At 61.1% G+C, this 14253-nt stretch carries 1 protein-coding gene (only partly in view); it reads right to left on the bottom strand.

Annotated features, from left to right (window positions below):
• Nucleotides 1-14253 carry the 5' portion of a non-ribosomal peptide synthase/polyketide synthase gene (gene sypC, locus JOE39_RS07000; RefSeq protein WP_210077639.1) on the bottom strand. The gene continues 26352 nt to the left of window position 1, outside the view, so only the first 14253 of its 40605 coding nucleotides appear in the window; the start codon lies at nt 14251-14253; the stop codon falls past the left edge of the window.

Raw genomic sequence — 14253 nt, 5'->3', positions numbered from 1 at the left:
GAACAATGGCGTCGAAGCGGGTACACCACTGCAACGTTGGGCCAGTACCAGCGAGGCGTGTTCATGGGCCAGCAGCCCGCTGAGTCGCGCATGGGTCGCTTTCAGACCGCTGCGCACGCCCTGCTCGCCCAGCGTGACACGCAGTGGCAAGGTGTTGATGAACATTCCCAACGCCCGGTCGGACCCAGCGCCGCCTTGCAGGCGACCGAGCAACACGGTGCCGAACACCACATCCTCTTTGCCTGACACAGCGCCCAGTAAACGAGCCCAGGCGAGGTGATACAGGCTGGCAGAACTCACCCCGAGTTGACGAGCCTGTACGCGCAGGCGTCGGCTCAGGTCGACGTCGACCAGCAGGCGCGCCTCCTCGATACCGCTGCCGTCGCCCTGCACGTCCTGCAGACCGAATGGCAGCGTCGGCTCATCGATGTCGCCGAGCATGTCGCGGAAAAATACCTCGTGCTCTTCACGGCTGACACCGAGCATGGCCTGAGCTACGTAATTGCGATAAGGCACGGACGGCGGCAGCGAGGCTTGCTGACCGAGCATGTGTGCCTCGATTTCGCTTCTGAGGATGCGCAGCGATGTAGCGTCGTCCACCAGGTGATGGAACAGCAACATGCCCAGCCAGCGGTTGTTCACCTCATCGTGTGCATAACCGATGCGCAGCATCGGTGCCTGACGGATGTCCAGACGCGTGTGACGAGGGTCGAGACGCTTGAGCAACTGCTCGGCGATGTCGCCATCGGCCGGGTCCAGCACTTGCTCATCCAGGCCCAGAGTCGCTTCACGCCAGACCACCTGCACCGGGGCGTCGAGACGTTCCCAAAGCACGGCGGTGCGCAGGATATCGTGCCGTGCGATCACGCCTTGCAGCGCGTGGGCGAAACTGTGCAGACGCTCAAGCCTGTCAAAGGCAAACAGCGCGTATTGCAAATACGGGTCACCCTCGGTAGCGGCAAGGTGGTGATACAAGATCCCCTCCTGCAGCGGCGCCAAGGCATAGATATCCTGCACGTTGGACAGACCGCCGGGCACGCTGGAGACCACGCGATCAATATCGTCCTGGGTGAGCGACACCAGCGGCAGCATATCCGGGGTGATGCGCGAGCAGTCCGCGGGAATAAGGTTGGCGGGAGCCTCGACTTGCCCCTTGCCGCCCACCGCTGCCGCCAGGGCAGACAGGGTCGGCTGGCTGAACAGCACGCGCACATCGGCTACCAGATCGATCTGGCGCATGCGCTCGATCAGTTTCACGGCCAGCAGCGAGTGGCCGCCCAGCTCGAAGAAGTGGTCATGCCGGCCGACCTGCTCGAGTTGCAACAGGTCTTGCCAGATCCGCGCAATGGCCATCTCGGTATCGCCTTCAGGCGCTTCGTAGCCTTGACTGGCCACCGACGAGCGGTCGGGCGCGGGCAGCGCCTTGCGGTCAAGCTTGCCGTTGGCCGTCAGCGGGAAGCTTTCCAGACTGACGAAGGCACTTGGCAGCATGTACTCGGCCAGCGACAGGCGCAGTTGCTCGCGCAATCGGCTAGCGTCCGGTTCCAGTCCCGCGGTGCCGATAACATAGGCCACCAGACGCTTGTCACCAGGCTCGTCCTCACGCACCAGCACCAGCGCATCCTGTATACCGTCACACGCGGCGAGTTGCGCTTCGATCTCGCCCAGCTCGATACGGAAGCCGCGAATCTTCACCTGTTCGTCGTTACGTCCCAGGTATTCCAGGCTGCCATCGGCCAGCCAGCGACCCACGTCGCCGGTGCGGTACAGGCGCGCACCCGGTGCCGTACTGAATGGGTTATCGATGAAACGCTCGGCCGTCAGTGCTTCACGGTTCAAGTAGCCACGTGCCACACCGGCACCGCCGACATACAGCTCGCCGACCACGCCGACTGGCACCGGTTCGCCATGGGTATCGAGGACATACAGTTGCAAATCGGGAATGCGCCTGCCGATCGGGCTGGCACCGATACGCTGTGCATCTTCGGCCTGCAACGGGTAATAGGTAACGTGCACCGTGGTTTCGGTAATGCCGTACATGTTGACCAGTTGCGTACCGGCATTCACCTTGCGGGCGTACCACGGCTTGAGCATGGCCGTTTCCAGTGCTTCGCCGCCGAAAATCACCTGGCGCAACGAATGCGCCTGCCCGTGCTCGCCCTGTGCCGCAATCAGTTGGCGGAACGCACTTGGCGTCTGGTTGAATACCGTTACCCCGGCGCTGCACAGCAGGTTGTAGCAGTCTTCTGGTGAACGGCTGATCAGTTGCGGCACGATCAGCAGACGTCCGCCGTGCAGCAAGGCGCCCCAGATTTCCCAGACCGAGAAGTCAAAGGCGAACGAGTGGAACAGCGCCCAGATGTCCTGTTCGCCAAACGCGAACCAGTCTGCGGTGGCCGAAAACAGCCGTGCAACATTGCGATGCTCGACCATCACGCCTTTGGGCAGACCGGTTGAGCCGGAGGTGTAGATGACATAGGCCAGGCTCGCAGCCGTCAGCCCCGCTACCTCTGGATTGCAGACGGATTCGTCCTGCAAGTCGGGATCATCTAGACTGATGATAGGCACTTCCGTCACCGGCAAGGCTTGCTGCACTGACTGCTGGCTCAATAATGCCACCGGCGTGCTGTCACCGAGGGTATAGGCCAGGCGCTCAAGCGGGTACGCCGGATCCAGTGGTACATAACCGGCCCCGGATTTGAGGATACCCAGCAAGCCGATAATCATCGCCGGGCCACGCTCGACACAGATCGCCACGCGATCATCCGGGCGTACACCCAAGGCCAGTAAGCGATGCGCGACCTGGTTGGCACGCGCGTTGAGTTCGCCGTAGCTCAGGATCTGTTCTTCGAACACCAGAGCGACGGCGTCTGGCTGTTCTGCGGCGCGGGCTTCGAATTGCTGATGGATCGGTGTTTCGTGTGTATCGGTCTTGTTGGGCAGGTTCCACTGTTCGAGCAACTGCGCACGCTCGCTGAGCGGCAGTATCGAAATACTGTGTAACGGCGTTTGCGGCGCCTGTTCCAGCGCATCGACCAGCCCTTCTGTAGCTAACTGCAAATAGTCACAAACACGCAGCGCGCCGATGCTCGCCGTTACCAGTGCTGTGAACAGAAATCCTTCACCCATATCGTCGACGTTGATGGTCAACGGGTAGTTGGTGCGTTCTTCATCGGCCAGCCGCAGCGATTGCATGCCATCCCAAGCCGCCATTGCTTCATCGGTCACGGCCACGCTGCTGTGACGATAGTTGAGCAAGGCGCTGAACAGTGGCGCCGGTGCAACCACGCCACTGCAGCGCTGGGCCAGTGCCAGCGAGGCATGTTCATGGCCGAGTAACCCGGTCAAGCGCCGATGCGTGGCCTTGACTCCGTCACGTACGCCCAGATCGCCGAGGTCTACCCGCAGCGGCAAGGTATTGATGAACATGCCAAGGGCCCGTTCGGCACCCTCGCCGCTTTGCATGCGGCCCATCAGAATGGTGCCGAACACCACCTGTTCACGTCCGCTGAGGCGACCGAGCATCTGCGCGAACGCCAAGTGGATAAGGCTTGCCGCGCTGACCCCAAGCTGCCGTGCCTGTACTCTCAGGCGTTGACTCAAAGCGCCGTCCAGCGCCCGGCTGGCCTGAGCGATAGCGCTGCCGTCGCCTTGCACATCGTGCAGGCCGAAGGGCAGCGTCGGCTCGTCGATATCGCCGAGCATGTCCTGGAAGAACAGTTCGTGGTCCTGCTCTTTCAAGCCCAGTCGTGCCTGAGCGACATAGTTGCGGTAAGGAATGGAGTCGGCAAGTTGCTCGGCCTGACCGCGCAGGCAGACCTGCATTTCATAGCGCACCTGATCCAGCGCAGTGTGGTCAAGGATCATGTGGTGAAACATCAGGGTCGCCACCCAGCGTTCGTTGCCGCTGTCCAGGGCACACACCAGGCGCATCAAGGGTGCCTGGCGGATGTCCAGGCGTATCTGGCGCGGGTCCAGGTGCTCTTGCAACTGACGGGCTATATCACCAAGGCAAGGGTTGAACTCAATCTCTTCTACGCTGAGTTCGACATGGCGCCAGACCACCTGCAAAGGCTCATCAAGGCTTTCCCAGTGCATGGACGTGCGCAGGATGTCATGGCGGTTGATAACCGTTTGCAGGGCCTGAGCAAAGGAGTCCAGGTGAGCGCGGCTGTCAAAGGCGAACTGTGCCTGCAACACATAGGGGTCGCCCTGTTCGGCGCTGATGTGGTGATAGAGAATGCCTTCCTGCAAGGGGGCCAGCGGGTAGATGTCCTGCACGTTCGCCGCGCTGCCGGGCACGCAGCCCACCACCTGGTCGATCAGCTCTTGAGTCAGGTCGACCAACGGCAGCATGTCTGGGGTAATTCTCTGGCAATCCACTGGAATACCGTTGGCCGGGATCACCAGATCGTCGACCGCGCCTGACGCTGCGGCCAGTGCCGCCAAGGTCGGCTGGCTGAACAGCGTACGCACATTGGCACTCAGGCCGGCCTGGCGCATACGTTCGATCAGGCTCACTGCCAGCAGCGAATGCCCGCCCAGTTCAAAGAAATGATCGTGGCGACCGACACGTTCGATGTTGAGCAAGTCGCTCCAGATCTTCGCCAGAATGATTTCGGCTGCGCCTTGCGGCTCCTCGTAGCCGCCACGGATCAGTGCATCACCGTCCGGTGCTGGTAGGGCCTTGCGGTCTAGTTTGCCGTTCGGGGTCAGCGGCAGCGCATCAAGACGCACATAGGCCACCGGAATCATATAGGCCGGCAGTTGCTCCTGCAGCCAGTCGCGCAGGCTATCGATGTCTGGCTCATTGCGGGCGGCCTGGACGGTGTAATAAGCCACCAGGCGTTTGTCGCCCGGGATGTCCTCACGGGCGGTGACTACTGCTTCATGGACCGCCGGGTGTTTGGCCAGCAGTGCATCGATCTCGCCCAGTTCGATACGGAAACCACGGATCTTCACCTGATCATCGTTACGGCCCAGGTATTCGATATTGCCGTCTGGCAGATAACGGCCAAGGTCACCGGTACGGTACATGCGTGCCGCTGGGTTTTGGCTGAACGGATCCTTGAGGAAGCGCTCGGCAGTGAGGTCGTCACGGTTCAGATAACCCCGCGCCACACCGGCACCGCCGATGTAGATTTCACCGACAACACCCATCGGCACAGGCTGTTGCTGTGGGTCCAGCAGGTAAAACTGCGTGTTGCCGACCGGTTTGCCGATGTGTGCAGCGAAACCGTCTTCGCGGTCCATCGCCACCCAGCTTGAATAGGTGGTGGTTTCAGACGGGCCATAGAGGTTGCACAGGCGCTGCACGCCAGTCTTCTCGAACAGCGATTCCACCAGGCTGCGCTTGAGCGCTTCACCGGCCACGTTCACTGTGTGCACAGATTCTGGCAAGCCGTTAACTTCCAGCAGCGCTTTAAGCGCCGACGGTACGGTGTTGATCAGGCCGATATCGTGCTCGCCGTGTTGCAGTTCCAGCACGTTTTTGACAATTTCGATACTGCCGCCCGATGTCAGCGGCGCAAAGCACTCGTAGACGGCGAGGTCGAAGTTCAGCGAAGTGGAGAACAGCGTTTTTTCCAGTGCCGAAGCGTCGAATGCATTATGTGCCCAGCTCAGGAAGTTAACGGTGTTGCGGTGTTCGATCATCACGCCTTTTGGCAGGCCGGTGGAGCCCGAGGTGTAGATCAGGTAGGCCAGGTGCGCCGAAGTCAGCCCCGGAACTTGCGGATTCTGGACGGATTGGTCCTGCCAATCGCTCAGATCAAGATTGATCACAGGCACCGAAACATCGGCTAGCAAGCCCTGAGTAGCGGTCTGAGCAAGCACCGCTGCCGGAGCGCTGTCCTGCAACATGTAAGCAATACGTTCTACCGGATACGCCGGATCGAGCGGCACATACCCGCCGCCCGCCTTGAGGATCGCCAGCAATCCAACGACCATCTCGGCACTGCGTTCAACGCAGATACCAACGCGGGAATCCGGCTGCACGCCCTGCTTGCGCAAGGCATGGGCCAGGCGGTTAGCCTGCTCGTTAAGCTCACGATACGTCAGGCGCTGTTCGCCGTGTACGACTGCCAGCGCTTCCGGTGTGCGCTCGACCTGTGCTTCAAACAGCCCGTGAATGGTCTGCTGCTGCGGATAATCCAGCGCAGTGTCGTTGAAACCCACCAGTAACCGCTCGCGCTCGTCGGCAGGCAGGATCGACAGGCTATCGAGGGGCGCGGTTGATGCTTGCTCCAGTGCCTGAATCAACTGATCGAGCGCAGTGTGCATGTATCCGCATATGCGCTGCGCGCCGACAGCGGTCGTCGTCAGCGCAGTCAGTTTGAACCCTTCACCCAGGTCATCAACGTTCAACGTCAATGGGTAGTTGGTGCGTTCCTCGCTGCTCAGGGCATGAATACCCTGCCAGGCCTGCATGGCCTGTTCGGACGCGCTGCCGCCTCCACTATGACGATAGTTGAGCAGCGCGCTGAACAGCGGCGTCGGTGCGACAACACCACTGCAACGCTGGGCCAATGCCAGCGAGGCATGTTCGTGACCGAGCAAGGCAGTCAGGCGTTTATGAGTGGCCTTGACCCCATCACGCACGCCCTGCTCGCCCACCGAAACCCGCAGCGGCAAGGTGTTGATGAACATCCCCAAAGCCCGCTCGGTTCCTTCGCCACCTTGCATCCGGCCCATCAGGACGGTGCCGAACACCACATCCTGCCTGTTTGACACCTTGCCCAACACCTGAGCCCAGGCCAGGTGCACCAGACTTGCGGCACTCACTCCTTGTTGGCGAGCCTGAGTACGCAGGCGCAGGCTCATCTGAGGGGCCAGCGCCAGGCTGGCTTCCTCGATGTCACGACCTTCACCCTGCACATCCTGCAAACCGAACGGCAGCGTCGGCTCGTCGATGTCGCCGAGCATGTCGCGGAAAAATGCTTCGTGATCGGCCTGGCTGACACCCAGGCGTGCCTGGGCTACATAGTTGCGATACGGCACGGGTACCGACGCCGCCAACGTGTCGGCCTCGCCCGCCAGCCATGCCTGCATTTCATGCTTCACCACTTCCAGCGCTACGTGGTCCAGGGCCATGTGATGGAACAGCAACATCGCGCAGATGCGCTGGTTGAGCGGGTCTTCGGCATAGGCCACGCGCATCAGCGGCGCCTGGCCTATGTTTAGACGGTAATGGCGCGGGTCAAAGCGGCTGTGCAGTTGCGCACCGATATCGCCGTCTGCCGGATCAAGCTCAAGTGCGTCAAGGTGCAACTGTGCCTGACGCCAGACCACTTGCACCGGCGAGTCCAGACCGTCCCATACCACGCTGGTGCGCAGAATGTCGTGGCGATCGATGACCATCTGCAAGGCCTGAACGAAGGCGTTCAGACGCTCGCTGTCAGCGAACGCGAACTGGGTCTGGAGCACATAGGGGTCGCCGATTTCGGCGGCCAGGTGGTGATAAAGAATGCCTGACTGCAGAGGCGCCAGGGGGTAGATGTCCTGCACATTGGCCACGCCGCCCGGCACAGTGGCTACGACTTGATCGATCTGCGCCTGAGTCAGGTCGGCCAGTGGCAGCAGCTCAGGCGTAATGCGTTGGCAGTCCACGCTGATCAGGTTGGCGGGTACCACGATCTCGGTGCCACCGCCGACCGCCGCGGCCAGTGCAGCCAGGGTGGGCTGGCTGAACAGCACGCGCACGTCGGCGCGCAGGCCCAACTGGCGCATACGCCCTATCAGGCTCACCGCCAGCAGCGAGTGACCGCCGAGTTCGAAGAAATGGTCGTGACGCCCAACCTGGGCGACACCCAGCAGGTCTTGCCAGATTACCGCGATCTGCTCCTCGATTTCGCCTTGCGGTGCTTCATAGCCATGGCTGATCAGCGCCTCACTGTCCGGTGGTGGCAGTGCTTTGCGATCCAGCTTGCCGTTGGGGGTCAGCGGCAGCTTCTCCAGCATCACGTAAATGGCTGGAACCATGTACTCAGGCAGCTTTTCCTGCAAATGGCTGCGCAGGCTGTCGATGTCTACCGAAGCATGCCCTGTGCTCAGGGTGTAATAAGCTACCAGGCGCTTGTCGCCCGGTACGTCTTCGCGAGCAGTCACCACCGCTTCGTGGATAGCCGGATATTTGGCCAGACGTGCATCGATCTCGCCCAGTTCGATACGGAAACCGCGGATCTTCACCTGATCGTCGTTACGGCCCAGGTATTCGATATTGCCGTCTGGCAAGTAACGGCCAAGGTCACCGGTACGATACATGCGTGCCGCGGGCTGCGGGCTGAACGGGTCTTTAAGGAAGCGCTCCGCAGTGAGGTCGTCACGGTTCAAGTAGCCTCGCGCCACACCGGCACCGCCGATGTAGATTTCACCCGCGACACCCAGTGGAACAGGCTGCAGTTGCTCATCCAGCAGGTAAAACTGTGTATTGCCGACCGGTTTGCCGATGTGCGCAGCGAAGCCGTCTTCGCGGTCCATGGCCACCCAACTGGAGTAGGTGGTGGTTTCCGATGGGCCATAGAGGTTGCACAGACGCTGCACGCTGGTTTTCTCGAACAGTGATTCAACCAGACTGTGTTTGAGGGCTTCACCGGCCACGTTCACGGTGTGAACCGATTCCGGCAGACCGTCAACGTCCAGCAGTGCCTTGAGCGCTGAGGGTACGGTGTTGATCAGGCCGATATCGTGTTCGCCGTGTTCGCCGTGTTGCAGTTCAAGGACGTTTTTGACGACTTCGATACTGCCGCCCGAGGTCAGTGGCGCAAAGCACTCGTAGACGGCGAGGTCGAAGTTCAGCGAAGTGGAGAACAGCGTTTTTTCCAGTGCCGAGTGGTTTGTGCCAGCATCGAAAGCCGCGTGCGCCCACGTCAGAAAGTTCACGGTGTTCCGGTGTTCGATCATTACGCCTTTCGGCAGACCGGTCGAACCCGAGGTGTAGATCAGGTACGCCAGATGCGCCGAGGTCAGCTCCGCCACCTGCGGGTTCTGGACGGATTCGTCCTGCCAGTTGCTTAGATCAAGATTGATCACAGGTACCGAAACGTCGGCCAGTAACGCTTCAGTGGCCGACTGAGTCAGTACCGCGGCAGGCGCACTGTCCTGCAGCATGTAGGCAATACGTTCTGCTGGATAAGCTGGGTCCAGCGGCACATAACCGCCGCCCGCTTTAAGGATTGCCAGCAAGCCGACGACCATGTCGGCGCCGCGCTCAACGCAGATACCAACCCGCGAATCAGGCTGAACGCCTTGCTTGCGCAACGCATGGGCCAGACGGTTGGCCTGCTCGTTAAGCTCGCGATACGTCAGGCGCTGTTCGCCGTGAACCACTGCCAGGGTTTGCGGCGTGCGCTCCACCTGTGCTTCGAACATCCCATGAATGGTCTGCTGCTGCGGGTAATCCAGTGCGTTGTCGTTGAACGTCACCAGCAACTGCTCGCGCTCGACAGCTGGCAAAATCGACAAACTTTGTAGCGACGCTTGTGGCATCAACTCAAGTGCGTCCACCAGATGTTCCAGCGCCGTGTGCATATAGCCACACACGCGCTGCGCACCGACAGTGATCGTCGCCAGCGCAGTCAGTTTGAAGTCCTCACCAAAGTCATCGACGTTCAACGTCAATGGATAGTTGGTGCGTTCTTCACTGTTCAGGGCACGAATACCCTGCCAGGCCTGGGCGGTCCGTTCTGAAGCGCTGCCAACCGCACTGTGGCGGTAGTTGAGCAGTGCGCTGAACAGCGGCGTCAGCGCGGACACTCCGCTGCAACGCTGAGCCAATGCGAGGGATGCATGTTCGTGAGCGAGCAACGCGGTGAGTTGCGCGTGTGTCGCCTTGACCCCGGCGCGTACCCCTTGCCCGCCCACGGCAACCCGCAGCGGCAAGGTGTTGATGAACATTCCCAGCGCTCGATCAGCGCCCTCGCCGGCCTGCATACGGCCCAGCAGTACGGTGCCGAACACCACGTCGCGACGATCGGAAACCTTGCCCAGCACCTGAGCCCAGGCCAGATGCACCAGACTGGCGGCACTCACACCCTGTTGTCGGGCCTGAGCACGCAGTCGCAGGCTCAACTGGCTGTCCACCACCAGGACAGCTTCTTCGATATCATGGCCATCGCCCTGCACATCCTGCAGGCCGAAAGGCAGCGTCGGTTCGTCGATGTCGCCCAGCATGTCGCGGAAAAACACTTCATGATCAGCCTGGCTGACACCCAGACGCGCCTGAGCCACGTAGTTGCGGTATGGCACGGGCGCCGACAAGGTTTCACTCTCGCCGAGCAGCCAGGCCTGCATTTCATGCTGCACAACGTCCATCGCCGTGTGATCCAGGGCCATATGATGGAACAGCAGCATCGCGGTGATTCGCTGATTGAGCGGGTCCTCGGCATAGACCAGACGCATCAGTGGCGCTTGAGTCATATCGAGGCAGTAGTGCCGCGGATCGAAGCGGCTATGCAGTTGCGCGCCGATCTCGCCGTCCGCAGGGTCAAGTTCAAGCCCTTCAAGGTGCAACTGCGCCTGGCGCCAGACCACTTGCACCGGTGAGTCCAGACCATCCCATACCACCCCGGTACGCAGAATGTCGTGACGATCGATGACCATCTGCAAAGCCTGAACGAAGGCGTCCAGGCGCTCGCGGTTGTCAAAGGCGAACTGGGCCTGCAGCACATAGGGGTCGCCGGCCTCGGCTGCCATGTGATGATAGAGAATGCCTTCCTGCAACGGCGCCAGCGCGTAGATATCCTGAACATTTGCAACGCCGCCAGGCACAGTGGCGACCACCTGATCGATCTGCACCTGGGTCAGATTCGCCAACGGCAACAGTTCCGGGGTGATGCGCTCGCAGCCTTTGTCTATCAGATTGGCCGGTACCTTGATGTCATGGCTTGCGCCGACAGCGGCGGCCAGTGCGGCCAGCGTGGGCTGGCTGAACAGCACGCGAACATCTGCGCTCAGGCCCGCCTGGCGCATGCGTTCGATCAGACTGACCGCCAGTAGCGAGTGCCCGCCGAGCTCAAAGAAGTGATCCTGACGGCCGACGCGTTCAACGTTGAGCAATTCGGACCATAAGCGCGCCAGGGTAATTTCCACTTCACCCTCGGGTGCCTGGAATTCACGGCTGGCATAGGCGTCTGCGTTCGGTACCGGCAAGGCTCGGCGATCAAGCTTGCCGTTGGCGGTCAGCGGGAACGAATCCAGCACCATAAAGGCGCTTGGGACCATGTATTCGGCCAGAGACGCCGCCAGTTCGCGGCGCAGTTCGACCGCTGACAAGACGCTGTTTTCTTCACCGACGACGTACGCCACCAGGCGTTTGTGTCCAGGCTCGTCCTGGCGGGCCAGCACCACCGCCTCTCTGACGCCAGGGCAGTCGACCAGACGCGCTTCGATTTCACCCAGTTCGATACGGAAACCACGGATTTTCACCTGGTCGTCGTTACGGCCCAGATACTCGATCACCCCGTCTGCGTTCCAGCGACCAAGGTCGCCGGTGCGGTACAACAGGGCTCCAGCGTCCTCACTGAAAGGATTGGCGATAAACTGCGTAGCGTTCAGCTCCGGGCGGTTCAAGTAACCCTTGGCCACGCCCTGCCCGCCGATATACAGCTCTCCGACCACACCGATCGCCACCGGTTGGCGTAGGGCGTCGAGCACATAGACCTGGCTGTTGCCAATCGGGCGGCCGATAGGAATACCGCCGTTGCCGACCGAGGTGATCTCATGGATTGTAGAGAAGGTCGTCGCTTCGGTCGGGCCGTAGCCATTGAGCAAGTATCTCGGTGCGCCGTCTTTCAATACCCTGGCGATCACTGCCGGGTCCAGCACATCACCACCAACGATCAGGTAGCGCAATCTGGCGAAAGCCTCCATCAGGCCGTCGGCATATTGATGGAACAGGCCCGCGGTCATCCACAGCACGCTGACTGACTGGGACAGCAACAGCGCACGGAACTCGTCGAGAGACAGCAATACCGACTGCTCCACCACGACCACACAGCCGCCATTGAGCAGTGGCGCCCATACATCCAGGGTGCTGGCGTCGAAAGCCGGGTTGGAGGCGAACGCTACACGATCCCTGGCATTGAAATCGGCATAATTGTTGTTGAGCACCAGACGGCTGACAGCACGATGCGGCACCAATACGCCTTTGGGCATACCGGTGGAACCGGAGGTGTACATGATGTAGGCCACCGACTCGGCGGACGCTGACGGTAGCGGGTCAGGCGCATCGTTTTGCAGTTCCAGCAGGTCAAGGTCAATCCGCCGGATGCCTTCAGGCAGATGATGGCGAGCCAGCGTCAATACGTAACGCGCTGTGCAGTCTTGCAGCATGAATGCCTGACGCTCGGCGGGGGCATTTATATCTAGCGGTACATAGGCCGCCCCGCATTTGACGATCGCCAACTGCCCGGCCAGCAGATCAAGGGAACGCTCCAGCAGCAACGCCACCCGCTCGCCCGGTTGCACGCCAAGGTCGGTCAGGTGACGGGCCAACGCGTTGGCGCGACTGTTGAGTTCATGGTAGGTCAGTTGCTGGTCATCTTGTACAGCGGCCAGCGCATCGGGCTGCGCTGCCACTCGTTGCTCGAACAGTTCCTGCAGGCTGCTGTTACGTGAGTAGTCGCGTGCCGTGTCATTGAAGGCGTGCAGCACTTGCTGGCGTTCGGTTGACGAGAGGATTTGCAAACGCTGCAACGGGGTTTGCGGCTGCTGCTCCAGTGCCTCGACCAGCGCACCGAGTGCCGTCAGCATATAGTTGCCGATGCGCTCTGCACCGACCTGTGCCATGGCTTGAACCGTCAGGCTGAAGCCTTGGCCCAGGTCGTTCACCGACAGCGTGATCGGGTAAGTACTGCGCTCCTCGCTGCCCAGGCTCTGCAAGCCTTTCCAGGCTTGGAGCGCCTCTGATGAAACGACTGGTTCGCTGGCACTATGGCGATAATTGAGCAGCGAATTGAACAACGGTGCCGGTGCGGCCACACCACTGCAACGCTGGGCCTGGGCCAGGGATGCGTGTTCGTGACCGAGCAATGCGGTTAGCCGTGCGTGGGTGGTTCTGACCCCTTCGCGCACCGCATGCCCTTCAAGCTTGACTCGCAACGGCAAGGTGTTGATGAACATACCCAATGCCCGGTCGGCGCCATTACCGCCCTGCATCCGGCCCATCAGTACCGTGCCGAAAACCACGTCCGACTTGCCTGACAGCGCACCCACCACCCGCGCCCATGCGAGGTGATGCAGGCTCGCGGCACTGACCCCTAGCTGCTTTGCCAGAGTTCGCAGGCGCGCGCTCAATGCGTCATCGACGGGTAGGCGCACATCTTCGATCAGCGAGTCGCTGCCCGGCGTTTCGAGCACGCCGAACGGCAGCGTTGGCTCATCGATATCGGCCAGCATTTCGCGAAAGAAACCTTCATGAGCATCTGCCCCGACACCCAGCCGCACCTGTGCCACGTAGTTGCGATACGGCACGGCTTCGGGCAAGGCGTGGCCTTCGCCGAGCAGAAAGGCCTGCATCTCGTGTTTCACCAGTTCCAGCGCGGCGTGGTCAATGGCAATGTGGTGGTACAGCAGGATAGCGACCCAGCGGGCATTGGCCGGATCTTCAACGCACACCATGCGCATCAGCGGCGCATCGCGCAGGTCCAGGCGGTGATGCCGGGTATCAAACCGCTCGCGCAACTGGGTCTCGATGGGGCCGTCAGCCGCGTCCAGTGTCAGCTCATCCACTGTCAGCGTCGCCTCGCGCAACACCACTTGCACCGGTTCGTCGAGACCTTCCCAGACCATTGCCGTGCGCAGGATGTCATGGCGATCGATCACCGCCTGCAGTGCCTGGGCGAAGTCATCGAGACGTTCGCGACTCTCGGCCCCGAACAGATCCTGCAATACATAGGGATCGCCCTGCCCGGCCGTCAGGTGATGATAGAGAATCCCTTCCTGCAGGGGCGCCAGCGGGTAGATGTCCTGCACATTGCCAGCGCCGCCCGGGACGGCGTCGACGATTCTGTCGATCGCTTCCTGGCTTAGATTGGCCAGCGGCAGCATGTCCGCGGTAATGCGAAAGGCCGGGCTGAGCCAGTCACCGCCCATTCGAGCCACCAGCGTCAGCAGTTCTGCCTTGTGCACGCTCAGGCTTTCAAGGGTGGCACTGTCCAGCCCCTCGTCGTCTCCGAGAATCACGAGATCGTCTTCTTCCTGTTGAAGACGGATCGCATGCGTGGAAAGAACTGCCATCAATTCGCTGAAGTGCAT

This window comes from Pseudomonas sp. PvP100 (genome assembly GCF_017833055.1).
Taxonomy (GTDB): Bacteria; Pseudomonadota; Gammaproteobacteria; order Pseudomonadales; family Pseudomonadaceae; genus Aquipseudomonas; species Aquipseudomonas syringae.
Note: the sequence above shows the minus strand (reverse complement) of the source record. Positions and strands in the feature narration are given on the sequence as shown.